This window comes from Nocardioides asiaticus (assembly GCF_040049175.1).
Classification (GTDB): Bacteria; Actinomycetota; Actinomycetes; order Propionibacteriales; family Nocardioidaceae; genus Nocardioides; species Nocardioides cheoyonin.
This window is the reverse complement of record NZ_JBDZDM010000005.1, coordinates 365,191-388,631: the sequence shown is the minus strand read 5'-3', so window position 1 is coordinate 388,631 and position 23,441 is coordinate 365,191. Positions and strand designations below refer to the sequence as shown.

28 protein-coding genes and 1 pseudogene are annotated in these 23,441 nt (G+C 72.9%); 13 read left to right on the top strand and 16 right to left on the bottom strand.

What is annotated here, in order from left to right; translation table 11 throughout:
- Position 1: 1 nt before the first annotated feature.
- On the bottom strand, positions 2-2,689 hold the full coding sequence (topA, locus tag ABLE53_RS19440; RefSeq protein WP_348860793.1) for a type I DNA topoisomerase: 2,688 nt from the start codon (positions 2,687-2,689) through the stop codon (positions 2-4).
- A gap of 158 nt (positions 2,690-2,847) precedes the next feature.
- Positions 2,848-3,744, bottom strand: coding sequence for a DUF2510 domain-containing protein (locus tag ABLE53_RS19435; protein ID WP_348860792.1), 897 nt, complete (start codon positions 3,742-3,744; stop codon positions 2,848-2,850).
- Between the two features lie 156 nt (positions 3,745-3,900).
- Here ABLE53_RS19435 and ABLE53_RS19430 point away from each other — a divergent pair, with 156 nt between their 5' ends.
- Positions 3,901-4,659: a hypothetical protein gene (locus ABLE53_RS19430; RefSeq protein ID WP_348860791.1), complete on the top strand. Its 759-nt coding sequence runs from the start codon at positions 3,901-3,903 to the stop codon at positions 4,657-4,659.
- 35 nt (positions 4,660-4,694) lie between these two features.
- On the opposite strand, the gene ABLE53_RS19425 is transcribed toward ABLE53_RS19430, so the two are convergent.
- A complete protein-coding gene (locus ABLE53_RS19425) occupies positions 4,695-6,161 on the bottom strand; it encodes a DUF7059 domain-containing protein (protein WP_348860790.1) in 1,467 nt (488 codons plus the stop codon).
- A gap of 63 nt (positions 6,162-6,224) precedes the next feature.
- Positions 6,225-6,560 carry an anti-sigma factor antagonist gene (locus ABLE53_RS19420; protein WP_348860789.1) on the bottom strand — a complete coding sequence of 112 codons (336 nt, stop codon included), beginning with the start codon at positions 6,558-6,560 and terminating at the stop codon, positions 6,225-6,227.
- A 160-nt stretch (positions 6,561-6,720) separates the two neighbouring features.
- Here ABLE53_RS19420 and ABLE53_RS19415 point away from each other — a divergent pair, with 160 nt between their 5' ends.
- Positions 6,721-9,060: a DEAD/DEAH box helicase gene (locus tag ABLE53_RS19415; RefSeq protein ID WP_348860788.1), complete on the top strand. Its 2,340-nt coding sequence runs from the start codon at positions 6,721-6,723 to the stop codon at positions 9,058-9,060.
- 9 nt (positions 9,061-9,069) lie between these two features.
- A complete protein-coding gene (locus tag ABLE53_RS19410; RefSeq protein WP_348860787.1) occupies positions 9,070-9,357 on the top strand; it encodes a hypothetical protein in 288 nt (95 codons plus the stop codon).
- Between the two features lie 28 nt (positions 9,358-9,385).
- Here the strand turns inward: ABLE53_RS19410 and ABLE53_RS19405 are convergent, their stop codons facing one another.
- The 6 genes and pseudogenes from ABLE53_RS19405 to ABLE53_RS19380 form a co-directional block, all read right to left on the bottom strand.
- A complete protein-coding gene (locus tag ABLE53_RS19405; RefSeq protein WP_348860786.1) occupies positions 9,386-9,775 on the bottom strand; it encodes an Rv3654c family TadE-like protein in 390 nt (129 codons plus the stop codon).
- The gene (locus tag ABLE53_RS19400; RefSeq protein ID WP_348860785.1) at positions 9,772-10,182 is read right to left on the bottom strand and encodes a TadE family type IV pilus minor pilin; all 411 of its coding nucleotides are present in this window, start codon (positions 10,180-10,182) and stop codon (positions 9,772-9,774) included. The genes ABLE53_RS19405 and ABLE53_RS19400 overlap by 4 nt, the downstream gene beginning before the upstream one ends.
- Positions 10,182-10,370 carry a DUF4244 domain-containing protein gene (locus ABLE53_RS19395; protein WP_348860784.1) on the bottom strand — a complete coding sequence of 63 codons (189 nt, stop codon included), beginning with the start codon at positions 10,368-10,370 and terminating at the stop codon, positions 10,182-10,184. Before ABLE53_RS19395 ends, ABLE53_RS19400 begins: the two co-directional genes overlap by 1 nt.
- Positions 10,371-10,510: 140 nt before the next feature.
- A complete protein-coding gene (locus tag ABLE53_RS19390) occupies positions 10,511-11,245 on the bottom strand; it encodes a type II secretion system F family protein (protein WP_348860783.1) in 735 nt (244 codons plus the stop codon).
- Entirely contained in the window at positions 11,242-12,009 is a 768-nt protein-coding gene (locus tag ABLE53_RS19385) for a type II secretion system F family protein (protein ID WP_348860782.1), read from the bottom strand. The genes ABLE53_RS19390 and ABLE53_RS19385 overlap by 4 nt, the downstream gene beginning before the upstream one ends.
- Positions 12,006-12,572 (bottom strand): annotated as a pseudogene (locus ABLE53_RS19380) (ATPase, T2SS/T4P/T4SS family); the annotation flags it as partial. The gene ABLE53_RS19385 and the pseudogene ABLE53_RS19380, both read right to left, overlap by 4 nt.
- A gap of 360 nt (positions 12,573-12,932) precedes the next feature.
- Between ABLE53_RS19380 and ABLE53_RS19375 the strand changes: the two are divergent.
- Both ABLE53_RS19375 and ABLE53_RS19370 read left to right on the top strand, forming a co-directional pair.
- Complete coding sequence (locus tag ABLE53_RS19375) at positions 12,933-13,082, top strand: hypothetical protein (protein WP_348860781.1); 150 nt, start codon at positions 12,933-12,935, stop codon at positions 13,080-13,082.
- A gap of 13 nt (positions 13,083-13,095) precedes the next feature.
- Positions 13,096-13,554, top strand: coding sequence for a DUF6941 family protein (locus ABLE53_RS19370; RefSeq protein WP_348860780.1), 459 nt, complete (start codon positions 13,096-13,098; stop codon positions 13,552-13,554).
- Between the two features lie 65 nt (positions 13,555-13,619).
- Here the strand turns inward: ABLE53_RS19370 and ABLE53_RS19365 are convergent, their stop codons facing one another.
- Both ABLE53_RS19365 and ABLE53_RS19360 read right to left on the bottom strand, forming a co-directional pair.
- Positions 13,620-14,072, bottom strand: coding sequence for a hypothetical protein (locus ABLE53_RS19365; protein WP_348860779.1), 453 nt, complete (start codon positions 14,070-14,072; stop codon positions 13,620-13,622).
- A 242-nt stretch (positions 14,073-14,314) separates the two neighbouring features.
- The gene (locus tag ABLE53_RS19360) at positions 14,315-14,482 is read right to left on the bottom strand and encodes a hypothetical protein (RefSeq protein WP_348860778.1); all 168 of its coding nucleotides are present in this window, start codon (positions 14,480-14,482) and stop codon (positions 14,315-14,317) included.
- 33 nt (positions 14,483-14,515) lie between these two features.
- On the opposite strand from ABLE53_RS19360, the gene ABLE53_RS19355 reads away from it, so the two are divergent.
- From ABLE53_RS19355 to ABLE53_RS19320, 8 genes are all read left to right on the top strand, one after another.
- On the top strand, positions 14,516-15,400 hold the full coding sequence (locus ABLE53_RS19355; RefSeq protein WP_348860777.1) for a hypothetical protein: 885 nt from the start codon (positions 14,516-14,518) through the stop codon (positions 15,398-15,400).
- The gene (locus ABLE53_RS19350; protein WP_348860776.1) at positions 15,397-15,741 is read left to right on the top strand and encodes a hypothetical protein; all 345 of its coding nucleotides are present in this window, start codon (positions 15,397-15,399) and stop codon (positions 15,739-15,741) included. Before ABLE53_RS19355 ends, ABLE53_RS19350 begins: the two co-directional genes overlap by 4 nt.
- Before the next feature lie 685 nt (positions 15,742-16,426).
- Positions 16,427-16,726, top strand: a complete 300-nt coding sequence (locus tag ABLE53_RS19345; RefSeq protein WP_348860775.1) for a hypothetical protein — start codon at positions 16,427-16,429, stop codon at positions 16,724-16,726.
- Entirely contained in the window at positions 16,723-16,995 is a 273-nt protein-coding gene (locus ABLE53_RS19340) for a hypothetical protein (protein WP_348860774.1), read from the top strand. The genes ABLE53_RS19345 and ABLE53_RS19340 overlap by 4 nt, the downstream gene beginning before the upstream one ends.
- Positions 16,992-17,357: a hypothetical protein gene (locus ABLE53_RS19335; RefSeq protein WP_348860773.1), complete on the top strand. Its 366-nt coding sequence runs from the start codon at positions 16,992-16,994 to the stop codon at positions 17,355-17,357. Before ABLE53_RS19340 ends, ABLE53_RS19335 begins: the two co-directional genes overlap by 4 nt.
- Positions 17,354-17,812, top strand: a complete 459-nt coding sequence (locus ABLE53_RS19330; RefSeq protein WP_348860772.1) for a hypothetical protein — start codon at positions 17,354-17,356, stop codon at positions 17,810-17,812. The genes ABLE53_RS19335 and ABLE53_RS19330 overlap by 4 nt, the downstream gene beginning before the upstream one ends.
- Before the next feature lie 154 nt (positions 17,813-17,966).
- Complete coding sequence (locus tag ABLE53_RS19325; RefSeq protein WP_348860771.1) at positions 17,967-18,452, top strand: hypothetical protein; 486 nt, start codon at positions 17,967-17,969, stop codon at positions 18,450-18,452.
- The gene (locus ABLE53_RS19320; RefSeq protein WP_348860770.1) at positions 18,449-19,630 is read left to right on the top strand and encodes a phage major capsid protein; all 1,182 of its coding nucleotides are present in this window, start codon (positions 18,449-18,451) and stop codon (positions 19,628-19,630) included. The genes ABLE53_RS19325 and ABLE53_RS19320 overlap by 4 nt, the downstream gene beginning before the upstream one ends.
- 295 nt (positions 19,631-19,925) lie before the next feature.
- On the opposite strand, the gene ABLE53_RS19315 is transcribed toward ABLE53_RS19320, so the two are convergent.
- The 4 genes from ABLE53_RS19315 to ssd are packed head-to-tail and all read right to left on the bottom strand — an operon-like array spanning position 19,926 to position 23,417.
- Positions 19,926-20,144, bottom strand: coding sequence for a hypothetical protein (locus ABLE53_RS19315; RefSeq protein ID WP_348860769.1), 219 nt, complete (start codon positions 20,142-20,144; stop codon positions 19,926-19,928).
- A 6-nt stretch (positions 20,145-20,150) separates the two neighbouring features.
- A complete protein-coding gene (locus ABLE53_RS19310) occupies positions 20,151-21,674 on the bottom strand; it encodes a recombinase family protein (protein ID WP_348860768.1) in 1,524 nt (507 codons plus the stop codon).
- A complete protein-coding gene (locus ABLE53_RS19305) occupies positions 21,574-22,359 on the bottom strand; it encodes an ATPase, T2SS/T4P/T4SS family (protein ID WP_348860767.1) in 786 nt (261 codons plus the stop codon). Before ABLE53_RS19305 ends, ABLE53_RS19310 begins: the two co-directional genes overlap by 101 nt.
- The gene (gene ssd / locus ABLE53_RS19300; protein ID WP_348860766.1) at positions 22,356-23,417 is read right to left on the bottom strand and encodes a septum site-determining protein Ssd; all 1,062 of its coding nucleotides are present in this window, start codon (positions 23,415-23,417) and stop codon (positions 22,356-22,358) included. Before ssd ends, ABLE53_RS19305 begins: the two co-directional genes overlap by 4 nt.
- Positions 23,418-23,441: the final 24 nt, after the last annotated feature.

Here is a 23,441-nt window from a genome sequence, read left to right as displayed (position 1 = left end):
CTCAGGAGCGCTTCTTCGCGGTCGACTTCTTGGCCGTCTTCTTCGTGGTCTTCTTCGCGGTCGACTTCTTGGCCCCCCGCTTGGTCGTCTTCTTGGCAGGCCCCTTCTCCCGCCGGGCGGCGAGGAGCGCGGCGGCCTTCTCGAGGGTGAGGCCGTCGACCGACTCGTCCTTCGGGATGGTCGCGTTGTACTCCCCGTCGGTGACGTAGTCCCCGAAGCGGCCCGACTTCACCACGATCGGCTGGCCGGAGACCGGGTCGGCGCCGAGCTCCTTGAGCGGCGCCGCCGCAGCCGCGCGGCCGCGCTGCTTGGGCTGGGCGTAGATCTTCTCCGCCTCCTCGAGGGTGACGGTGAAGAGCTGCTCCTCGGAGGCGAGCGAGCGGGAGTCGCTGCCCTTCTTGAGGTAGGGCCCGTAGCGGCCGTTCTGGGCGGTGATCTCCTCGCCGTCCGCCGCCGTGCCGACCACCCGCGGGAGGGTGAGCAGCTTGACCGCGTCGTCGAGGGTCACCGTGTCCAGCGACATGGACTTGAACAGCGACGCCGTGCGCGCCTTCTGTCCCTTCTTCGCGTCGTCCGGCAGCTGCTCGGTGACGTACGGCCCGAAGCGTCCGTTCTTCGCCACGATCTCCAGCCCGGTCTCGGGGTGCTTGCCGAGGTGGATCTCCTCACCGGCCGGGTTGGCGAACAGCTCCTTCGCCTTCTCCAGGGTGAGCTCGTCGGGCGGCAGGTCGTCGGGGACGTTGGCCCGCTTGGCGTACGCCGTGCCGTCGTCGCCCGGGCCCTCGATGTAGGGGCCGTAGCGGCCGACCCGCAGGCGTACGCCGGAGTCCTCGCCCCCGATCGGGAAGGTCGCGAGCTCGCGGGCGTCGATCTCGCCGAGCCCGTCGACGAGCGGCTTGAGCCCCTTGACCCGGTCGGAGCCGAAGTAGAACTCCGCCAGCTCGGTCTGGAGGTCGGCGCGCCCGGCGGCGATCTCGTCGAGGACGTCCTCCATCGTCGCGGTGAACTCGTAGGAGATCTGCCGCGGGAAGTGCTCCTCGAGGAGCCGCACCACGCTGAACGCGAGCCAGGCCGGCACCAGCGCGGTGCCCTTCTTGTAGACGTAGCCGCGGTTGAGGATCGTCCCGATGATCGAGGCGTACGTCGACGGGCGGCCGATCTCGCGGTCCTCGAGCTCCTTGATCAGGGTGGCCTCGGTGTAGCGGGCCGGCGGCTTGGTCTCGTGGCCGTCGGCCGACAGGCTCGCCGCCGTGACGACGTCGCCCTCGGAGAGCGCCGGCAGCCGGGTCTCGGAGTCGTCACTGCGCTGCTCGGCCGAGTCGGTGCCCTCGACGTACGCCTTCAGGAAGCCGTGGAAGGTGATCACCCGCCCGGTCGCGGAGAAGACGACGTCCTCGCCGCTCGCCGCGGTGCCGCCGAGCCGGATCGAGACCGAGCGGCCGACCGCGTCGCGCATCTGGGAGGCGACGGTGCGCATCCAGATCAGCTCGTAGAGCCGGAACTGGTCGCCGGTGAGGCCGGTCTGCGCCGGCGTACGGAAGGTGTCGCCGGCGGGCCGGATCGCCTCGTGGGCCTCCTGGGCGTTCTTGACCTTGCTGGCGTACACGCGCGGCGCGTCGGGGAGGTACTCGCTGCCGTAGAGCTCGGCCACCTGGCTGCGCGCGGCGTTGACCGCCGCGTCCGACAGCGTGGTCGAGTCGGTACGCATGTAGGTGATGAAGCCGTTCTCGTAGAGCCGCTGGGCGACCGACATCGTCACCGACGCGCTCATCCCGAGCTTGCGGCTGGCCTCCTGCTGGAGGGTGGTGGTGCGGAACGGCGCGTACGGCGCGCGGCGGTAGGGCTTGGACTCGACCGACCTGACGTCGTACGACGTGTCCGCGAGTGCGCCCACGAGCGCCTCGGCCCGGGTGCGGTCGAGGTGGACGACGCCCTTGGTCGAGCTCTTCAGCTGCCCGTCGGGACCGAAGTCGGAGCCGCGGGCGACCCGGGCGCCGTCGACGGTGGCGAGGCGCGCGGGGAACATCCGGGGGTCGTTCCTCTGCCCGGCGTCGAAGGTGCCCTCGAGGTCCCAGTAGGTGGCCTGGCGGAAGGCGATCCGCTCCCGCTCCCGGTCGACGACGAGGCGGGTGGCGACGGACTGGACGCGGCCGGCGGAGAGACCGGACATGACCTTCTTCCACAGCACCGGGGAGACCTCGTAGCCGTAGAGCCGGTCGAGGATGCGGCGGGCCTCCTGCGCCTCGACGAGCTCCATGTTGAGGTCGCGCGGGTTGGCGGCAGCCTGCTCGATGGCCTGGCGGGTGATCTCGTGGAAGACCATCCTCTTGACCGGGATGTCCTTCTTGGGCTTCAGCTCGTCGAGGAGGTGCCAGGCGATCGCCTCACCCTCGCGGTCCTCGTCGGTGGCGAGGTAGAGCTCGTCGGCGTCCTTGAGCAGCGTCTTGAGCTTGGAGATATGGCTCTTCTTGTCCCGGGGAACGACGTAGTACGGCTCGAAGCCGTTGTCGACGTCGACACCGAGTCGGCCCCACGGCTTGTCCTTGATCTTCGCCGGGGTGTCGGCGGCGCTCTGGGGCAGGTCGCGGATGTGGCCGATGGACGACTCGACGACATAGCCCCGGCCGAGGTACCCGCCGATGGTGCGGGCCTTCGCCGGGGACTCGACGATCACCAACTTGTGTGCCACTGAGGTCCTTCGTCTCGCAGGTTGGAGCCCGCGGTGGACGGGCTCCGGCGAGACACGGTAGCGCGTGCTGTCGAGTTGCCGGACGTCGTACCGGATGGCGTACCCGATCGTGAGGGGCCGCGTCACTGGCCACGTCGGTCCTCGCGGCGGTCCTCGCGTCAGTCGTCGACGCGAAGCGTCGCGATCACGCGGTCGAGGATGCTGAGGTCCTTGCCAACGCCGATCGGGGAGTCGCCGAGGAACATCGAGTACGACGGCGCCCCGGTGTCCACGGTCACGACCGAGACGATGCCGCCGGGGTACGGCGCGCCGTCTACGAAGACCTTCGCCCGCGCCGACCAGCCGTCGTGGCCGTCGACCGTCGTCCTCTTGGAGAAGACCGGCTGGACCTTGACCAGGTCGGGATACATGTCGCTGTCGTTGGCGACGCAGGAGACCAGGCTCTCGGCGGCCGACCGGACGCTGCCGTAGCCGCTCCAGGCGGGCAGCCGGCCGACCAGGTAGAGCCTGATCCAGCTGCCCTTGAGCTTGTGGGACTCGCCCCTGACCTCGGAGGCGAACTCGAAGGAGTACTGGCTGCGGAAGTCCTTGTAGCCCGGCTGACGCTCGAACGACAGGCCGCCGCCGTGGGCGCGCCCGTCGTGGGGGTCCTTCACCGGTTGCTTCACGTCGGCCTGCGGGCAGTCGTTGACGAGCGGAGCAGCGGTCGAGGTCGGGCCGGTGGTCGTGGTGCTGGGCGCCGGCGCGGCCGTCGGGCCGTCGGGGGCCGGTTCGTCGTCGCCGGCCAGCGTGAGCGCCGCCGCGGCACCGCCACCGACCACGACGACCGCAGCGACGCCGAGGGCGAGGAGGAGACGCGTACGCCGCCGGGCGGGCCGGGCCGGGGCGCTCGACCAGGCCTCGGGCTGCTGCTGCTCCAGCTCGGGCCACGCCGACGGACCCGTCTGCTGGGGCTGCTCCATCGGGCGGGTCTGGCTGCTCCAGCCGGAGCCGTCCCAGTAGCGCAGCAGGTTCGGGTCTCCGGCGGGGTCGGGGTACCACCCGGGGCTCGACATGCCCCGCAGGCTACCCAGCCCCGGGCGGCTCAATCCCGCGCTTCGCCGCCGCTTCGCACAGGGTCGCCGTCGGGTCGCGGCGGCGTTGTCGGTGGCCGGTGGCATCGTCTGCCGCGGACGACGAGACCTTCATCCGCCACGACGAGAGAGGTCTCGATGAGCACCTACGACGATCTGCCCTACTACCCCTTCGACCCCTTCGAGGAGAGCCCCGAACATCCGCTGTGCCCCGACTGCGAGCGGCTGCTGTCCCGCGCCGTCTCGGTCATCGAGCGGCTCGAGCGCGAGCTGCGACGCCCGCGGGTGCCCGAGAAGAAGGACCACGAGCGCGTGCTCGAGTGGCTCGCCTCGGTCTGCGGCGGGCCCGCCGCCCTCGCGCGGCTCGACGCCACCCCGCTGACCGAGGAGGGCCTCGACCTGCCGGTGGTCGAGGAGGCCGCGCCGCGGCAGCGGTTGGAGGCGGTGGCCGACCTGCTCGACGGCACCGCCGAGCGGTTCTTCGACCGCGAGGCCGCCCTGGCGTTCCGCCGGGCGCTGCTTCGGGTGTGGGGCCTCGAGCCGCTGGCCGTCGACGGGCCCCGGCCGGCCGCGCAGGTCGCGGCCGGCATCGCCTGGGCGGTCGGGGAGGCCAACGGCCTCGTCGGGCCGAAGGGACTGGTCACGGCCACCCGGCTGAAGCAGCACTTCGGGGTGACCCGGCCGCCGTCGGCGTACGCCGGGCCGGTCGTGCAGGCGCTGCGGGGCTTCTGGCCGTGGCACGCCGCGCCGCTGTGGGGTGTCCACGGCGTCCCGGAGATCACGCCGCTGGGCTACGCCGACCTGCTGCTGTCCAGCACCCGGGCGCAGCTGGTCAGGCTGCGCGACCGCGCCGAGGCCGCCCGGGCCGCGGACGTCCCGCAGGAGGGCTCCGCGTGACGGCTCCGCGTGACTGCTCCGCGTGACGGCTGTGGTCAGGACGGGAGGAGGAAGCCCTCGCGGACGAGCTCGGCGGCCACGGGGACGTACTCCGCGCGCGTCCGGGCCGGATCGGCTCCGAGCAGGCTGGCCACGGCGTCGAGGATCTGGCCGATGGTCAGGTCGCCGTCGCAGGCTCCGGCCATCGCGGCGCCGACGGCGTCGACCCTCCTGGCGCGGCGCAGGCCGCGCTGCTGACGCAGCAGCACGGTCTCGGGGTCCTCCGCGCCGGGGACGCCGAGCGTCTCCTGCTGCACGTCCGGCGCGAGCACGAGAGTGCTGTCGGACCCTACCTCGGCACGCACCGCGTCGCCCCAGGCCCGCAGGGCCGGGGCGACGGGCTGCTCGACGTCGTACGGCCACTCGAGGAGCTCGCGACGCGGGTCGCCCCCGGTCGGGCCGGCCGCGACCTTGTGCAGGTTGATCCAGCCGAAGCCGACCGCCTCGATGCGCTGCTGCTCGAACCACGACAGCCAGGTGTCGTAGCGGGCGAGGTAGTCCGGCGCGCCGTGGTGTCCGGAGTCCTTGAGCCACAGCTCGACGTACGCCGCGGGGTCGAGGACCTCGCGCTGGACGACGAGCGCGTCGACGTCGTCGGACAGCCAGCCGGCCAACCGCTCGTCCCACGGCTGGTCGGCGCTGATGATCCAGTTGCCGAGGATCTGGCACCAGCCGCCGTCGGTGAGCCGGTCGGGTGCGGCGCGCACGATGTCCTCGACGACCCGGTCGCCGGGGAGCCCGGAGTCGCGGTAGACGAGCCGCTCCCCGGTCGCCGGGGAGATGACGAACGGCGGGTTCGTCGCGATCAGGTCGAACCGCTCGTCGGCGACCGGCTCGAAGAACGACCCGTCGCGGACCTCGATCCGCTCCTCGACGTCGTTGAGCGCGGCGTTGAAGCGGGTGATCCACAGGGCGCGGCCGTTGACGTCAGTGGCGACGACCCGGCCGGCGTGGCCGGCGAGGTGGAGCGCCTGGACGCCGCAGCCGGTCCCGAGGTCGAGGGCCGCGCCGACGGGCTCCCGGATGGTCAGCTGCGCGAGCGAGGTCGAGGCCGGGCTGATGCCGAGGACGTGGTCGGGACCGACCCGCTGGGGTGCGCCGTCGAGGCCGGGGGTGAGGTCGGAGACGACCCAGAGGCGGGTGTCGTCCGCGGCGTACGGCCGTACGTCGAGGCGGGCTGCCACCTCGCCGACGGACTGCTCCAGGATGCCCTCGACGGCGAGCCGCTCCACGAGACCGGGGAGGGCGGCCTCGGCCTGGCCCAGCGGGACCGTCGTCTGGAGGAGGAAGAGCCTGACGAGCGTCTCGAGCGGCGTGCCGCCGTGGGTCCGCCGTCGCCCGGGCAGCGTCTCGTTGCGCGCGAGCGCGCTGTGGGCGAGCGGCCCGAGCAGCTCGGCGACCGCGTCGTAGGTGAAGTCGGCGCGCTGCAGCGCCTCGCGGAGTCGGTGCGGCAGGTCGGTCACGCGCCGAGCCTAGTGAGCGGTCGCGCAGGTCCCGTGGTGCGGGCCGGGCCCGGACGCGGCCGGCTACGGCGTGGCGGCTGCCTCGGCGGAGTCGTGGATGTCGAAGACCTTGGCGAGGCCGGTGATGCGGAAGATCTTCAGGAGCCGGTCCTGGGTGCAGACGAGGCTGAGCGAGCCGTCGTGGGCGCGCACCTTCTTGAGTCCGCCGACGAGCACGCCCAGCCCGGTGGAGTCGAGGAACTCGACGCCTTCGAGGTCGACGACGAGGTCGTAGCACCCCGCGCCGACGAGCTCGGTGATCTTGTCGCGGAGCTTGGGCGCGGTATACACGTCGATCTCGCCGCCGACAGCGACGACCGTGGCGCCGTCGACTTCGCGCGTCGCAAGCGTCAGATCCACGTGAGCACTCCTAGCAGGATGAATCCCGACCCCGAGTATCTGTGACCCCCATGCCCGGATACTCGACGACGAGGTAATGAAACCACGCATCTCGGAGGTCCGTGCAAGAAACTCTCCACATAGAAGGAGTCGGCTGCACCCCGTTTGAGACAATCGCATGGTGACGACGGCGGCTTCGACCCCAGCGCGCACCGGGCGGCGCCCGGTGGCCGACCTCGTCCACCAGCTCGCCGGCTTCCCCGGCCGCGAGGGTCGGCTGGCCCATCTCGAGGAGCTCCCGCCGCGGTCGGCCGACGCCGTCGACTGGCCGGACTGGGCGCCTGCCGAGGTGGTCGACGCCTTCCGTGCACAGGGCATCCAGCGGCCGTGGCGGCACCAGGCCGTCGCGGCCGAGGCGGCGTACGCCGGCACTCATGTCGTGCTCGCGACCGGGACCGCCTCCGGCAAGTCGCTCGCCTACCAGCTCCCGGCGCTGAGCACGATCCGTCGCTCGCGCGGGCCGCGCGGGGAGCGGGGGGCGACGGCGCTCTACCTCGCCCCCACCAAGGCGCTCGCCCAGGACCAGCTGTCCCGGCTGCGCGAGCTCGGCGTCGACGTACGCGTGACCACCCACGACGGTGACAGCACCCGGGAGCAGCGCGAGTGGGCGCGCGATCACGGCGAGTATCTCCTCAGCAACCCCGACATGCTGCACCGCTCGCTGCTGCCCGCCCACGGCCGGTGGTCGCGCTTCCTCGGCGCGTTGCAGTACGTCGTCGTCGACGAGTGCCACCACTACCGCGGCGTCTTCGGGGCTCACGTCTCCCACGTGCTGCGCCGGCTGCGGAGGATCTGCGCCGCCTACGGCGCCCACCCGACGTTCGTGCTGGCCTCCGCCACGGTCGCCGACCCCGAGGTCGCCGGCGGGCGGCTCACCGGCCTGCCGGTCCTCCCCGTCACCGCGGACGCCTCGCCCCGTGGCCAGGTCTCGATCGCGCTGTGGCAGCCGCCGCTGACCAGCTTCGCCGGCGAGCACGGGGCCCCCGTACGCCGGGCAGCCTCCTCCGAGACCGCCGACCTGCTGGCCGACCTGGTCGCCTCCGACGTACGCACGCTGGCCTTCGTGAGGTCACGCAACGGCGCCGAGCAGGTGGCGATGACCGCCGCCGGACTGCTCGCCGAGGTGGACCCGTCGCTGCCCGGGCGGGTGGCGTCCTACCGCGGCGGCTACCTCCCCGAGGAGCGCCGCGCCATCGAGCAGTCCCTCCGCAGCGGCGAGCTGCTCGGGCTGGCAGCCACCAACGCGCTCGAGCTCGGGATCGACGTCAGCGGTCTCGACGCGGTCCTGCTGGCCGGCTATCCCGGCCGCCGGGCGGCGTTCTGGCAGCAGGTCGGCAGGGCCGGCCGCGGGGCCGGGGACGCCCTCGGCGTGCTCGTCGCGCGCGACGACCCGCTCGACACCTACCTCGTCACCCATCCCGACGCGCTGCTCGGTCAGCCGGTGGAGGCGACCGTGTTCGACCCGGCCAACCCGTACGTCCTCGGCCCGCACCTGTGCGCAGCCGCGCAGGAGCTGCCCGTCACCGAGGAGGATGTCGAGCTCTTCGGCCCGACCACCCCGTCGGTACTGGCGTCGCTGACGGAGTCGGGGCTGCTCAGGAAACGGCCGCGCGGGTGGTACTGGACCGACCGTCACCGCGCGGCCGACCTCACCGACATCCGCTCGGCCGGCGGGTCACCGGTCCAGCTCGTCGAGGCCGGGACCGGCCGGGTCGTCGGGACCGTCGACGCGTCCAGCGCCCACAGCGCCGCGCACGCCGGCGCGGTCTACGTCCACCGCGGCGAGACGTACGTCGTCCACGAGCTCGACCTCGACGAGCACGTCGCCGTCATCGACCGCAGCGACCCGGGCTACACCACCACCGCCCGCGAGATCACCGACATCTCCATCGTCGACGAGCGCGAGCACCAGGCTTGGGGCGACTGCCGGCTGTCGTACGGCGAGGTCGACGTGACGCACCAGGTCGTCTCGTTCCTGCGGCGGCGCCAGCCCGGCGGCGAGGTGCTCGGCGAGGAGCCGCTCGACCTGCCGGAGCGGACCCTCCGGACCGCCGCGGTGTGGTGGACGGTGCCGCCGCACGCCCTCGAGGACGCCGGCCTGACCCCGCTCGACCTGCCCGGCGCGGCGCACGCCGCAGAGCACTGCTCGATCGGTCTCCTGCCGCTCGTGGCGACCTGCGACCGCTGGGACATCGGCGGCGTGAGCACGGCGGTCCACCCCGACACCGGGGTGCTCACTGTCTTCGTGTACGACGGGCACCCCGGCGGCGCCGGCTTCGCCGAGCGCGGCTACCGCGCCGCCCGCGAGTGGCTCACCGCCACCCGCGACACGATCCTCTCCTGCGAGTGCGAGAGCGGATGCCCGTCGTGCATCCAGTCGCCCAAGTGCGGCAACCAGAACAACCCGCTCGACAAGCACGGCGCCGCGGTGCTGCTCGGCATCCTGCTCGGGACGGCCTAGGGTTTCAGCATGTTGGTCCTCGGGCTCGTGCTCATCGCGTTCGCAGTGCTCGCCGTCTGCGCGGGCCTCTTCGGCGCGGGGGATGTCGGCGACGCGAGTCTGATCGGCATCCACCTCGGCGCCACCGCCGTGTTCCTGGTCGGCTTCGTGGCGGGGGTGGCCCTGCTCTTCGGCTTCTCGCTCACCAAGTGGGGCGGGAAGCGGCAGTTCCGCCAGGCTCGGGAGCGCCGCCGCCTCGAGGGCATCGCCCAGAAGGTGGAGCAGACCGAGCACGCCCACGACCAGGAGCGCGAGTGACGACGCTGGTGCGCTGACACCGTCGTGCTCAGCGCACCGGACCTGCCCGGCCCTGCGCCGTCAGGTCGGCCGACTGGCCGAGCCAGCGCGGCCCTGCGACGCGCACCGTCACCGTCACCTCCTCCCCCGCAACACTGCAGTCGTCGAGCGCCGCGCCGTTCGCCTCGGCCACCCGCGCCGCGGCAGAGCACGGGTCGGCGCGCTGCTGGAGTGAGGACGCGCCTCCGAGGGCCGCGAGGTCGGCGGCGGACTGGGCGGTCCGGTGAGCAGCGACCAGCGCCGCCACGACTCCGAGCGCTGCACCGAGGAGGAGCAGCACGCCGATCGTGGCCGTCGCGAACAGTGTGGCCGACCCACGCTCGTCCACTCGGACGCGGGCCCTCCCACGGGCCGGGGTGACGAGGGCGATCCGGCTCACGACTCCTCCTCGGCGAGGGCGACCGCCCGGGCGTCGACGGTGACGCCGGGCAGCCAGCCGAGGAGTCCGCCGGGGCCGGCCACGTGGGCGACCGCGGTCGCGACGATCTGTTCCCCGGCACGCTCCACGCTGACCCGGGTGCCGTCCGGACCCACCCGCTCGCCGCGACTCGTCGCGGCGCCCGCGTCGTCGCCGCGGGCGACCGCGCGCGCCGTCTCGCGCGCGGCGTCCACGACCCGGACCTGCGCGGCGCCGACCGAGAGCAGCCACACCAGGCCCATCGTCACCGCGACCAGCAGCGGCAGGACCATCGCGAGCTCGGCCGTCGCGGCGCCACGGTCACCTCCACGACCGCCGCGGCCACGGCGCCACCAGCCGGCCGGCCGCGGCCCCCGGGGCGCCTCCATCAGATGCCCAGCAGCCCGAGGACGTGCGCGAACAGCTTGTGGAGCAGCTCGTTGCCGAAGCCACCGGTCAGCAGCTTGTAGAGCAGGCCGGCGAGGCCGGCGCCCGCGGCGGTGCCCACGGCGTACTCAGCCGTGGTGATCCCCCGCTCGGAACGGGGTCGGGACTGCTTCAAAGAGGTGAGAGACATGGGATCTCCTTCGCTGGGGCCGCGACTGCGGCCGGTCGCGTACGACGATCGCGGCTGGTGCTGACAGCCGGCCGGCGACCCGTCCGGGGCGACCTGGGGAGAACCGGGACGCGGGGCCGTCCTGTGGATCGAAGGTGGCCCTAGAGCCGCAGCTGCGAGAGCAGTCCGCCCACCAGCGGCACGACCCCGACGAGGAGGAACGCCGGCAGCAGGCAGAGCCCGAGCGGCACCGCGGCCTTGACCCCCACGGCGCGGGCGCGGTCCTCCACCTCGCCGCGGGCGGTGCGGGCGAGGTCGTCGGCCAGGCGCGCGACGGAGGCGGCGACCGGGGTGCCGGTGGCGTGCGCGCGGGCAAGGGTGCGGCCGAGCGGGGCCAGCGCCGGGTCGTCGGCCAGCACCTGCCAGGTCGCGACCGGGTCGGCCCCGAGCCGCAGCCGGGCTGCGACGGGCGCCAGCCGGTCGGCCGCGGCACCGGGCAGCGCGGCGGCGACCAGCGCGAGCGCCTCGCCGGGCGAGCTCCCGGCGGCGAGCGCCGCGCCGAGCAGACGGACGAGGTGGGGAAGGTCGCGGCGTGCCTCCTCGCGGGCCGCACGGACAGCGGGCGGCTCCGCGCGGCCGATCGCCACCCAGCACGCCGCCGCGGCCGCCGGGGCGGCGAGGAGGCCCACCGGGCCTCCGATGAAGGCCAGCGCTCCGGCCGCCGCGAGCAGGCACCACAGCCCGCGCCAGCGCAGCATCCAGCCGCGGCCGTCGGCGGATCTGCCGGGGCCGTCACCGGCGTCACCCGGCGACACCGCCGCGAGACGCGGTCGGACCGGCACCAGCAGCGCTGCGGCGAGACCCGCAGCGGCGGCGGCCGCCCACCACCCGGTCATGCCGCCTCCACCCCGCGGGCGATGGCCTCGATCCACCACAGCCCTGCCCAGCCGAGCAGCAGTCCGACGGCGAGGCAGCCGACGCCGATCGGGGTCCCGACCAGGAAGGCCCAAGGGTTGCCGCCGACGCCCGACCCCATCGCCAGGGCGGCGACCGGGAGGGCGGCCACGAGCCGGGCCGTCGAGCGGGCCGAGGCCAGCTCGCCGTCGACCACCCGCCTGGCGGCAGCGGCGGCGCGCAGGTCGAGCGCGACCCGGTCGACCGCGTCCGCGAGCCCCTGCCCCGTGCGGTGGGCCACCTCCCACGCGGCCGCCACGAGCCGGAGCGAGGACGCGCCGGGCGAGTCGGCGACCCGGCGCCAGGCGGCCGGCACGTCGGCTCCCATCCGGAACGCCTCCGCCACCGGCCCGAGCAGCGACCACTCCTCGGCGAGGCGGGTGAGTGCCGGGCCCGGTGGCCGGCCGGCGGCCAGTTCGGCGGCGAGCTGCTCGCAGGCCTCGACCACCCGTCCGGCGACCCCGATCGCGGCCAGCCGCTCCCGTCGACGCCTCCACAGCGCGATGCCCCCGGCGACGGTGAGCACGGCGATGGCGGCGACCACGAGAGCGCGTCCGGAGAGCACCACCGGCAGCAGCCCGACCGGGAGAACCGCGACGAACCGCGGCACGCGCAGCCGTCCACCCGCGGGTCCGGCCAGGCTCCGGACCGGTGGGAGGAGGAGGCACAGCGCGAGTCCCGCGAGGACCGCGGCGAGGGCTGTCACGATGCCCCCAGCCTGGCCTCGAGGGCGTCGACCGCCGGACCGGCCACGACCCGGCCGTCAGGGGTGGCCCGCACCGCGGTGGCCATCCGGACGAGGCCCGCGGGATCGCGCTCCGGCACGGCCAGCTCGACCAGCCGGCGCCGGCCGTCGCGTCGCGCCAGGTGGAGCACCAGGTCGACACCGGACGCGAGCTGGCTGTGGGCGGCGTCGCGGTTGAGCCCGGCCGCGAGCGCGAGCGCCTCCACCCGCGCGGGCACGTCGGCCGCGGAGTTGGCGTGGAGCGTGCCGCACCCGCCCTCGTGGCCGGTGTTGAGCGCCGCCAGCAGGTCGACCACCTCGGCTCCGCGGACCTCGCCCACGACCAGCCGGTCGGGCCGCATCCGGAGCGCCTGGCGGACCAGGGTGCGGACCTCGACCGCGCCGGCGCCCTCGATGTTGGGAGGGCGACCCTCGAGACCGACGACGTGGGGATGGGACGGCCGCAGCTCCGAGGCGTCCTCGACCAGGACGAGCCGCTCCGCGGCCGGGACGAGCGAGAGCATCGAGGCCAGCAGCGTCGTCTTGACGATCTCTAGGTTGAGACACGTCTACGTTGGATGGGTGATGCGGAAAATCTGCGGAACGGAACGACCGTTCCAGCCACGCTCAGAGAGGCAACTCTGAGCGGGCGATGATGCAGGATGACGCAGAATCCACGCGGGCTGACCTCTTCCCTACCAAGGAAGAGATCATGGCCGTTCCGCGCCGTTCTCCTGACGGCTCGAGCCCGACCACCGCCAGCCTTCTTAGCCGCCTCCGCGACTGGTTCAGACCGGCTGAGTCGATTTCGGATGCGCCGTACAGGGGGTTGACGTCTGGTGCAGACTGAACAAGCGGAAGAGTCCACGACTCTCCGATTCCCCTCGGCAAAGGAGCTTCCAGTTATGACCGTCACCATCCGCTCGGAGAGCGAATACCTGGTGTCTGCGCAACAGCCGACCACTGAGGCCGAGGCCCAGGGGCAGGACTTCTACGTCGACCCGAATCCGCGGATCAGCGTCTCAGGGGAGAACGTCCGGCTGACGCACTCCTGAGCAGTCCCAGCGCATGAAGGCAACTCTGCTCATGGCAGACGCAGCACAGTGGGACCAGGCCGGCAAGGTACACACTCTCGGTCTGGGCTGGAACGTGACCGGATCACCCAGCCCAGCAATGGCGCTCACGGTGCTGATCGACTGCCCGTGGGATCAGACGAACACGTCGCACAAGTTCACCATCGACCTGCTGGATTCGGATGGAAGTCCCGTCTCGTTCCAGCAGGGTCCTCTAGGCCAGCCCTTGCCGGCTGTCCATATCGAGGGCGAATTCGAGGTCGGGCGGCCGCCGGGCCTGCCCCATGGGTCATCTCTCCGCCAGCAGCTGGTCATCAACATCGCACCGGGGATGCCACTCACGCCCGGCCAGAACTACGAGTTTCGCCTCACCATCGACGACGAGCACTTCGATAGTTGGCTTGGGACGTTCTTCGTACGCCCGCAACAGGCAGCCCCTCAACCCTCGCACTGATCTCCTACCCTCACCCTCCGGGCAACCCGGAGGGTGAGAGGGGTGAGCCCTCGGGTGCTACGCGGTCACGCCGTCTTGGCGAGGGCCGTGGCCGCCGCCTCGTGCTTGGCGTGGGCCTTCACGTACCGCTCGCCGTACCCGGCGTACTCCCAGCCGCACGCGCACTTGATCGCGTGCCGCTCCTGCCCGGCACCGTTCTTGGTCACCCAGGACGTGTGCTGGACGATCGCGTGAGGCTTGCGCGACTTGGACGACTTCACCGCCGCGCCCTTCGGGGCACGCTTCGGGACGTCGCTCGTGGTGGTCACGTAGTCCGTCCGGGTGCGCTGGGACTTGGGCTCGGCCTTCGTCTCGGCCTTGCCCTTGCCCTTGGCCGCGCCCTTCTTCGTCGCGGTCGACTTCCGGGCCGCCGCCTTCTTCGTCCCAGTCGGCTTGCCCGCGCGGCCGCGGGCCGTCGTCCCGTTGGGCGCGGTCGGCTCGGTGGCCTCGGTCGTGGTGGTGGTCTGCTGCTCGGTCATGGCTGTCTCCTAGCGGATCTGGCGCACGCCCCTGTGGCGTGCGTTGTCCTGCGTCTACCCCGCGGCCGGGCCGCGGGGTGACGCCAGACGCTCGCGCGTCGTGACAGACGAGGCACGCTCGCGCGCAACGCGCGCGGTCGGCTGGCCGAGCCCTCTCGAGGCAGACTCTCGGCCGTTGTGTGTGTCCCGCTGCCCTCTCTGGCAGATCCTCGTGCGGGGTCGCTATGGAGTTGGCGCGCGCGTCAGGCCGGGAGAGTCGGCCCGCTGCTCGGCAGGGCTCGGGCCAGGTCGCGAGGGCCGTGGCCGGGCGCTGCGGGGAGCGACGCGCGCGCGTCGTGCAGGGCAGCCGCGAGGCTCGGCCGAGCCGCGCGCGTGTCGCGCGCGTGCCGCCGGGCTTCGATCAACTGCATGACTCAAGTCTCGCGTAGGACGCGGGATGGCGTGTGGGTCGCGAGGGTGCTGCTGACGCGTGTGGACAGGACTTCAAATTTTACTTTCGCGAGGCGTCTGAGACGCTGCTGGACGACGCGGCCGACGAGGAGCTCGAGCCGAACGAGGACGGTGTGGACGCAGCGCCGGCAGCGGGCCGCGAGGCACGCGTGGACCGCGACACAAAGAGGCACACGCGGCCGCCGAGAGCCGCGAGCACCGCCGTGGAAGCCGCGCCGCATGTGGATCGCGAGGCGAACGATTCGCCGAATCGGGGCCCGTGGAACGCGAGGGGGGAGTGGATCGAGGACCTCCGCCACGCAGGCTCGGGCGGACCACAGCAGCGGGCGATTGTCGTTGACAGGTTTAGGAGTTTCGAGACTCCACGGGGATTTTTGCCATTCCACTGCGGCGTGGCGGCCTTCAAGGCAAAGTGCGGCGTCATGAGCAAGACTCCTCGGGAGACCGAACAGACGATCAGCGCTGCGTACGCCCACGAGCTGAACAGGCTGCAGCCGGACGACGCGCTCGGTGCGCTGTCGGACATCGGCGAGCCGCTCGGGATCAGCGTGCTGGTGAAGGGCCTCGTCGTCAGCGGCACCATCGCGCGTCGTGGTCCGTGGCTCGACGCGTTCGAGCGCATCGACACTGAGGGGAAGGTGTCCGAGGTCGTCAATGGAGCCTTCCGCGAGCGCTGGGGAATGGTGGACGCTGACCTCGCGGCACACGACCCCGAGAACGACGACGTCGAGCCTCCGTACGACCCTTTCCTGCATCTGGTAGACGCGGCTGTGTTCAGCGGCCACCAGCGCCTGCCCTCGGATACTCGGCTTCCGATCCGTATCCGCCTCTCAGAGATCGACGGCTGGATGATCGGAACCCTGAGGGACCCGAGTTGAGCCGCGCAGCCGTTGGTGGCGTCATCGCCTTGTTCGGGCTCGTGTTCGTGGTCGCCGGCTTGGTGCTCGGCTACGTGCCGGTGCACGTGTCCGGCGTCTCGTGCGGGTCGGCGTTCAATCCGTCCGACGACGCGGCGTACGTCCGCGACCTCACCCACGCGATGGCCGGGATGGGGGTCAGCACAGACGTCACCGACGCCTGCGACTCGGCGCGCTCGAACTGGAATATGGTGGCGATCCTGCTGCTCGTGCTCGGGGGCCTGGTGCTGGTTGTCGGTGCGGTCGTGTCGTCCATCCGTGGCCCACAGCAGCGGTCAGACGTTCGGACTCCGGGAGCCTGAGGGGACACGTACGTCCCCTCAGGTCGGGATCGTCAGGGGACACGTACGTCCCCTCAGATCGAGGATCGTCAGGGGACACCGATGTCCCCCCTCAGGGGACACACATGTCCCCTGTCAGGGGACACACATGTCCCCCCAACTAACTACCAACTAACCCCCAACTAACTCCCCGTGCTCACCCTCGTCTCTTGGCTTGAAGTAGGTCTCGTGCGGGCGTGCGCGTGCGGACCTGCGTGGCTGGCTGGCTGTTAGGTGACGCGCGGGCGAGCCGCCAGCCGTCCAACGCGACACGCCCGGACGAAAATCGACTTTCACGGGGCGAATGCGACGGCATGACACACCATGCGCCGCTATGAGACGACGACCGCGCTGGAGGTCGATTTCGGCTACCTTCTCGCGGCTCTCGGAGCGCGTTGACTTGCCTGCGTGACTGGTGAACTCCTCGATCTGGCGCACGGTGTGGCCGCCCGGCCTCGCCAGTCACAAGCCTGCCCGGCTCAGCCCCCCGTGCGCCGCCCTACCGCCGCCGACGTTGCCGAGTTGCGGCTCCTGCGAGACGAGGCCAAGGCCCGTCACCGGACGCCGCCTCCGCCGCTGAGCGACTCGCAGGTCGCCCGCCTCGTGGTCATCGTCGACCACGAGGCGGGGTGACCGCCGAGTGGGCAAGGACCTGGTGTGGATGCTGGTGAGAAGCGACCAAGCCGCGCTGTCGGCCACGACGCGCCTCGTGCTGCTGCGCATGGCCGTAACAGCGCACGACGGGGACGAGGAGCCGCGCTACCACGCAGGCTGGATCCCTCTGGCGCTCTTCCTGGGCTACCCGCTCGGCTCCGCGAAGGAGCGAGACACCGCGAAGAGGGCGGTGAAGCGCGCGCTACGCGAACTCGTCGAGGCCGGGCTCGTGAAGCCGCTCCACGAGTGGGAGAAGGGCCGTCGCGTCTACCTGCTGCTGCTGGACCACCACAGAATCAAGCCGACTGGATGACCGCCCCCTCGCGTCGCCTCCTGCGCTGTCGTGCAGACCGCGCGGAGCGCCTGCGCCGCGGCGGCGAGTTCTACGAGGTTCCCAACCCGGACGACCTGACGAACTGGGAGGCCGGCATCCGTGCCGAGGCCGGGATCAGCGAGGACCAGAGGCGCATCGTGCTGGGCATCGCCCGCCTGCTGCGCCGCGCGATGGTCGTGGACGGCGCACTGCCCGGCGAGCGTGTCTGGATCAGCAACGAAGACCTCTCCCGCGAGGCGGAGTCGTGACCGGCCGCCCCGACCCGGACACCGCGGAGCTGCTGGAGCGCGCCCGGCGTCTCAAGCGGCGGGTGATCGCTCTGCGGCCCTCGCTGGCTCCGGGCGTGGGTGATCCGGAGTCGTACGCCGCGGTCCACAGCCGCCTGCAGCGCCGCCGGGGCTCGGCCTGGGGCTGGGCGTGCGTCGACTGCGGCGAGCATGCCGAGGAGTGGTCGTACGACGGCGGGGACCCCGACGAGCGGGTCGACGCGAAGGGGCGCCGCTACTCGCTGGACCTGAGCCGGTACGTGCCTCGCTGCGTGCCTTGTCACCGGCGGCTCGACCGCCGCAAGCCCGACCCCGAGCCCGACCCTGAGGGGAGCACCGAATGAAGCCTGAGGACTACGTCGCCGACCTGCTGGCGGCGCTCCGCGACCTGAGCGACCTGGAGGTCGCCGGGCTCGCCTACCTGCATCGCTGCGTCGTGGAACAGCCGAAGGACGTGTGCCCGGCCTGCGGCGCGCCGGACTCGTGGCACGCCTGGCACGACGAGTCGGGAGAGCACGACGACCGGCCGGTGTCCATGTGGGCGTGCGACGCCTGCGGGCACACCCAGCACACCCTGGGCCCCGGCGACGTTGCGGACGGCTGGGTGCAGGCGATCGCGGAGACGTCGCCGCGCCTGAGGATCTACCACGAGCGGCTCGGCCGGCTGGCGGGTGCCGAGTTGGTGGCCCGCCGGGCGATGTGGCGGGAGCGGCAGCGGGAGATGCTCGTGGGCCGTGTCGAGGGCTGGTGGTCGGGCTCGACGCTCCCTGACGGCGACGGCCCGGACTGCGGCGCATGACTCCGCGACTGTCGGCGGGCTGGGATATGCTGTTCTCGCCACTCGGCATTGTGCGACGAGGCCCCGCCCGTACGCCGGAGCGTCCGAGACGAGCAGCAGCAGCCGTAGCGCCACAGCGCACGGCCACCTTCCCGTGTGCCACGAGGACGCTCCCATGACCAGTCTCAAGCAGCAGGCCCGCGACCACATCGCGAAGGCGCGTGCGATCCACGACTCCTTCGAGGGCAAGTCGATGCCCGCCGGTGACGCGCTCCTGATCGACACGCACCTGACCCTGGGCGTCGAGTACCAGCGGCGCAGCGACCGCGAGGCGCGAGCGCGCCGCCAGCAGGCCGAGGCGCGGCCGGCGACCGCCGACGACCTCCGCGCACGCCTCGCCGCCGGACAGACCGTCTCTGTGGACGACATCGCTGAGGCGCTCCGCGGTTGGCAGGACAACACCGACCGGCTGGTGAAGCAGGTCGACAAGCGGGAACGGCAAGGCAAGACGGCTCTCCGGTCGGAGGCCGACGCACTCACCAAGTCTCGGCACGCCGCGTACGAACTGGCGCAGCTGCACCACGAGTTGCAGCCCGTGCACCGGCGGCCCATGTTCACGACGCCCACCGAACTCGGTGCGGCGAGTCAGGAGTCACGATGACCATCAGGACGAACGATCCGGTCGGCCGCCATCTCGACCTCGCCAGGGCGATCAAGGAAGAGTTCGAGGGCAAGGCGATGCCCGCCGAGGCGGCACACCAGATGCAGCAGCACCTTGCCGCCGCGATGGGCCGCAGCGCCGAGACGGACCTCGACGGCGGCCTCTCCTTTGGCGGTGGCGGCGTCTCGCGGAAGACCGCCGCGTTCCTCGAGTACGTCCGCAAGGGCGACCGCATCGCCCCCGAGCGCAAGGCCGACCTCGTCGAGGACGACACCGGCGAGGTCCTGATCCCGCAGGACTACGCCGGGACGATCCTCAAGGAGTTGGCCCACGAGGGCGTCGTACGCGGCCGCGCCTTCGTCAAGCCGACCACGAAGCCGAAGGTCGACGTCGGGGCCGTCAACATCGGCACCCCGGCGTGGGGCAAGTTGGAGATCCAGGACCCGGCCACGCCCGGTGCTGGGCTCGGCGACCCGCCGGCGGACCCCAAGCAGACGATCACGGTCCACGACCTGACCGCGCTGGTGAAGATCGGCCTGGACGAACTCGAGGACTCCGACGACAGCCTTGAGGGCATCGTCCGTGAGGGCCTCGCCGCCGAGTTCGCCGCCGTGGAGGACGACGCCTTCGGTGCGGGCACCGGCGACGGCGACGAGCAGCCGGTGGGGATCGCCAGCCGCATCACGGGCGTCACCGATGGCCCCACGGCGACGATCACGCAGACCATCGCCTCGACCGCGGCAGGCAGCCTGTTCGCGGACGACGTGAAGCGGCTCCCCTACCGGGTGTCGGCGAGGATGCGCCGCAACGGCATGTACCTCGTCTCCCCGGACGCGGCCGAGGCGGTCGCGCTCCTCACCGACGCGGACGGCCACTACCTGCTGCAGCCCAACCCTGCCGCGGGTGAGCCCCCGACGATCGGCGGCTACCCGGTGGAGACGCTCGAGTCCCTTCCCGCCATGAGCGTCGAGAGCGGCAGTGGCAGCGGTGCGGGCACGAACCCGTCGATGGTGTTCGGCGACCTCAAGTCGGGCTACATGATCGCGGACCGTCAGCGGCTCCGCGTGCAGCGGCTCGTGGAGCTCTTCGCCGCCGAGGGCAAGATCGGCCTGCTGGTGACGATGCGCGTCGGGGGCGACGTGATCCGCCCCAAGGCGTTCTCCGCGCTGCTGCTCTGACCCCCCGGTCGTCCCCGTCGGCCTTCCCCCGGCCATCGGACGGGCGGAGACACAGGCGGCGCACCGTCCCGGTCAGAGGCGGTGCGCCGTCCCCTCAGTCGTCCCCCGAGTGGAACGGGGTGACGGTGCGACGCCGGCCGGGCTGGACGTTTGGCTCAGCGGGGCCATGACCCCTCGCTGGGAGAGTGCGGCCGAGACGGGTATTCGGGGCGGGTCCCTTCGCCTTCGCCCTCCCCGGAGCCCTCCCCCGTCGACGCCACGACGGCGCTCTCCCCGTTCAGCCCGGCGGCGTCGCTCACCCCTGCTCGCGGAGGTAGCGGTCGACGATCCGCTCGGCCCACTCCAGCGATACGGGGTCGACCTCGGGGCTGGCGGCGAGCCGGTCGCGGATGCTCCGCAGGTGGTGCAGGGTCTCCCGCTCGACGATCCGCTCGACGGTCCTCACCGCGGCGCGGTGGCTCCCGACCTCGCCCAGCGCGCGCAACTCCGAGAGCGACTGCTCAGACAGTTCCATCGTCGCTCACCGCCACGTGACGTCGACGCGGTCGGGGTCGCAGCGGTAGGTGCCGTCCGGCAGGCGCAGCGTCTTCGGCAGCCTCCCCCGTCTGGCGGGCTGGACCGTGACCACGGCCAGGAGCGCGAGGAGTTCCCGCTGCCGTTCGAGGTCGAGCCCGGCCCACACCGTCGCGGAGTCGAAGTCGGGGTCGCTCTCTGGGTCGAACTCGCGCACCGGGTCGGGCTGTGCGCTGGCGGCCCCGAGTCGCGCCTGTCGTTCCGCGATGCGCTCGCGGAGCCGTGTCATGGCGTCGCGAATGTCGTCGACGTCGTCGGCGTCGGGGTCGGTCAGGGATCGGCGCAACTCCCGCAGCCGCGTCTCGTCCTTCGCGATCGCCCGCGCGAGCGCGCCGGTGTCCTCGCCGTCGCCGCTGCCGTTGCTCTGCCGGGCCCGGATCGCCGCGAGCGCCGCCGGGTCGTCGAGGCGCACCAGCAGCTCCCCGATGACGTGCCGATCCAGGGCGACGGCGTCCGCGGAGACACTGTGTCCACTGCTGGGCACGGTGCAGCGGTAGTGGGGCCGTCCGGTGCCGCCGGCCTTGGTGCAGCGCATCGGCGCCCCGCAGATGCCGCACAGGTAGAGCCCCGATCCGAGCCAGCGGGGCTGGTTGCCCGGCGTCGTACGCCGCGCCGGGTCGGAGAGCAGCGCGGTCACTTGCCGCCAGGTGTCCTCGTCGAGCACGGCCTGCCAGCGACCGCGGCCGACGACGTTCCCGTTGTGGGTGGACAGCCCGGCGACACGGGGGCGCACGAGCATGTCCCTCACCGTCTGCGTCGTCCAGCTGGTGCGCCCCGTCGCTGTCGGCACCCCTCGCGCGTTCAGGTCGAGGGTCAGCGACCGCAGAGACCGGCCCGCGAGGATCGCCTCAGCGGCGTCGCGGATCACGCGCGCCTCGTCCGGGCACGGCGTCATGCCGTCCTTCGCCCAGCCGTAGGGTCGGCGGCCACCGTGGTAGCCCCCGCTCTCGGCACGGGAGCGCGCCGCGCGCGCGACCCGCCGGGACGTGTCCCGGCTGGCCTTGTTCGCGACCGCCACCATGACGCGGGCCATCGTGACCTCGGCGTCGTTGGAGAGCCGCAGGGAGCCGGTCACGGACTCGACGGGCAGGCCCGGCAGGATCTTCTCCACGAGGTCGATCAGGTCCTCGAGGTCTCGCGGGTCGCGCATCGCCCGGTCGAGGTCGTAGGCGATCAGCCCGTCGGCCTGGCCCGTCGCGAGCATGTCGAGGGCCCGCCGGAACCGTGGACGGACGACCCGCCACTCCGGCGTGCTCTTGCCGGGGACGGTGATCCGCCGGCGCTTCCACGCCGACGTGTCGGGCTCGCGCAGGATGTGCGTCTCGGCCGGGCCGATGCGCCAGCCGATCCGGTCTGCGTACGCGAGCCCGTCAGAGACCTGATCGGCGACGCTCCGGCCGTCGCCGCGGGCGTCCGAGATCCGGGCGAGCAGGATCGCGCACCGCGGCCTCCTGGGTGTTCTGGTGCTCATGCCGTGCTCCTCTCAGACCCGTCGGGGTCCAGTGTCGCACGTAGACGTGTCTCAACCAATGTGTCGTCTTGCCGCTGCCCGTCCCGCCGCTCACCAGGAAGGCGAGGCGGGCGTCCACGATGCCGCGGAGCAGCTCGCCGAGGGCGGGCGCGACCATGCCCGACTCGACGAGCTCGGCGAGGGTGAAGACGCGCGCCGACGGCACCCGCAGCGAGATGGCCGTGCCGGGCCGTGCCAGCGGGGCCAGCACCGCGTGGAAGCGGGTGCCGTCCGCGAGCCGCAGGTCGGCGTACGGCGACGCGTCGTCGAGCCTGCGGCCGCCGGCCGCGGCGAGGCGCTGCGCGAGCCGGCGTACGCCGTCGTCGTCGGGGAACCGCACCCCGGTCACCTCCAGCCCCTCGCCGCGGTCGACGAAGACCTGGTCGGGCCCGTTGACGAGCACGTCGGTCACCCCGGGCAGCCGCAGGAGCGGCTCGAGAGGGCCGGCACCCACGACGTCGCGACGCAGCGCCTCGTAGACCGCGAGCACCGTCGCGTCGCCGACCGGCCGGCCGGCGACGCGCAGGGCCTCCGAGACCCGGTGGGGCGTCAGCCCGCCGGGCTCGCGGGCGAGCCGCTCACGGACCTCGTCGACGACCTCGGGTGCGATCTCGACCGTCCCACCGGCGCCGGTGGCGGCACTCATGCGGCCGCCGCCTGCATCCGGCAGCGGGCCAGCACCTCGAGCGCGGCCCGGCCGAGCGGCCCGCGCCGCGAGCGGACCGGCCCGAGGCCGAGGTCGATCGCCTCCGAGAGGCCGCGCTGGTCCGGCATCGCCGTCAGGACGGGCACGCCGAGGGCCCGGCCGACGACCTCCGGATCGGCCGACCGGCCACGCACGACGAGCCTGGCCCGCTCGCGGTCGGGCAGCCGCGAGACCAGCCGCCCGGCGGCCGCGATGCCGGTCACGGAGGCGCTCACGACCAGCAGGACCAGGTCGCAGCGGGCCAGCAGGTCCTCGGCGACGGCGTCGAGCGAGCGCGGCAGGTCGAGCACCACCAGCTCGTGACCCCGGCGGGCGGCGGACAGCACCTCGCGCGCGACCTGGGGGTCGAGCGCGCGGACGTCGCCGCGGTCCCAGCCGAGCAGCCCGAGGTCGCCCGAGCGCGGCAGCGCCTCGCGCAGCGAGCGAGCGCCGAGCCGGCCCGTCGTCCGGGCGAGCTCGGGCCAGCGCACGCCCGGCACGTCCTCGAGCCCGAGCACGCGGTCGACGCCCGGCCCGAGCGGGTCCGCGTCGACGAGGACGGTCGGCCCGGTCGCCGCACCGAGCCGCGCGAGCGCGGCGGCGAACGTCGTCGCCCCGGCGCCGCCGGACCCGCCGACCACGCCGACGACGACCCCCTCCGACCTGCCGCCGTCGAGGTCGGTGAGCAGGTCCCCGACCAGGCCGGCCGCACCGGGCAGCTCCAGCACCCCCTCGGCGCCGACGTGGAGGGCCGGCCGGTAGACCTCTTCGCCCGGCGACCCCCAGGAGACGACGTAGACGCCGTGCCGGCGTGGCGGGCCGAGGAGCGCCACCTGCGGCAGCAGGTCGGGACCGACGAGCACCAGCGGCGCCCGCGCCCAGCCGGGCAGCGCGGTGGCGACGTCGGGGGTGGGCACCGCCGAGGCGCCCGCGGCGGCCGCGAGCCGGGCGAGCTCCTCGAGGAGCAGTGGGTCGGAGGTGACGAGAAGGGCGCGGGTCTGGGCCATGGACTGGGTCATGCGGCGAGCCTTCCCGCCGGCCCG

What these genes read in the sequence shown, in the direction of transcription:
- ABLE53_RS19435 (WP_348860792.1), bottom strand. Translation starts at nt 3,744, where the DNA reads ATGTCGAGCCCCGGGTGGTACCCCGACCCCGCCGGAGACCCGAACCTG.
- ABLE53_RS19430 (WP_348860791.1), top strand. Translation starts at nt 3,901, where the DNA reads ATGAGCACCTACGACGATCTGCCCTACTACCCCTTCGACCCCTTCGAG.
- ABLE53_RS19410 (WP_348860787.1), top strand. Translation starts at nt 9,070, where the DNA reads ATGTTGGTCCTCGGGCTCGTGCTCATCGCGTTCGCAGTGCTCGCCGTC.
- ABLE53_RS19400 (WP_348860785.1), bottom strand. Translation starts at nt 10,182, where the DNA reads ATGGAGGCGCCCCGGGGGCCGCGGCCGGCCGGCTGGTGGCGCCGTGGC.
- ABLE53_RS19395 (WP_348860784.1), bottom strand. Translation starts at nt 10,370, where the DNA reads ATGTCTCTCACCTCTTTGAAGCAGTCCCGACCCCGTTCCGAGCGGGGG.
- ABLE53_RS19390 (WP_348860783.1), bottom strand. Translation starts at nt 11,245, where the DNA reads ATGACCGGGTGGTGGGCGGCCGCCGCCGCTGCGGGTCTCGCCGCAGCG.
- ABLE53_RS19375 (WP_348860781.1), top strand. Translation starts at nt 12,933, where the DNA reads ATGACCGTCACCATCCGCTCGGAGAGCGAATACCTGGTGTCTGCGCAA.
- ABLE53_RS19370 (WP_348860780.1), top strand. Translation starts at nt 13,096, where the DNA reads ATGAAGGCAACTCTGCTCATGGCAGACGCAGCACAGTGGGACCAGGCC.
- ABLE53_RS19365 (WP_348860779.1), bottom strand. Translation starts at nt 14,072, where the DNA reads ATGACCGAGCAGCAGACCACCACCACGACCGAGGCCACCGAGCCGACC.
- ABLE53_RS19360 (WP_348860778.1), bottom strand. Translation starts at nt 14,482, where the DNA reads ATGCAGTTGATCGAAGCCCGGCGGCACGCGCGCGACACGCGCGCGGCT.
- ABLE53_RS19340 (WP_348860774.1), top strand. Translation starts at nt 16,723, where the DNA reads ATGACCGCCCCCTCGCGTCGCCTCCTGCGCTGTCGTGCAGACCGCGCG.
- ABLE53_RS19330 (WP_348860772.1), top strand. Translation starts at nt 17,354, where the DNA reads ATGAAGCCTGAGGACTACGTCGCCGACCTGCTGGCGGCGCTCCGCGAC.
- ABLE53_RS19325 (WP_348860771.1), top strand. Translation starts at nt 17,967, where the DNA reads ATGACCAGTCTCAAGCAGCAGGCCCGCGACCACATCGCGAAGGCGCGT.
- ABLE53_RS19320 (WP_348860770.1), top strand. Translation starts at nt 18,449, where the DNA reads ATGACCATCAGGACGAACGATCCGGTCGGCCGCCATCTCGACCTCGCC.
- ABLE53_RS19315 (WP_348860769.1), bottom strand. Translation starts at nt 20,144, where the DNA reads ATGGAACTGTCTGAGCAGTCGCTCTCGGAGTTGCGCGCGCTGGGCGAG.
- ABLE53_RS19310 (WP_348860768.1), bottom strand. Translation starts at nt 21,674, where the DNA reads ATGAGCACCAGAACACCCAGGAGGCCGCGGTGCGCGATCCTGCTCGCC.
- ABLE53_RS19305 (WP_348860767.1), bottom strand. Translation starts at nt 22,359, where the DNA reads ATGAGTGCCGCCACCGGCGCCGGTGGGACGGTCGAGATCGCACCCGAG.
- ssd (WP_348860766.1), bottom strand. Translation starts at nt 23,417, where the DNA reads ATGACCCAGTCCATGGCCCAGACCCGCGCCCTTCTCGTCACCTCCGAC.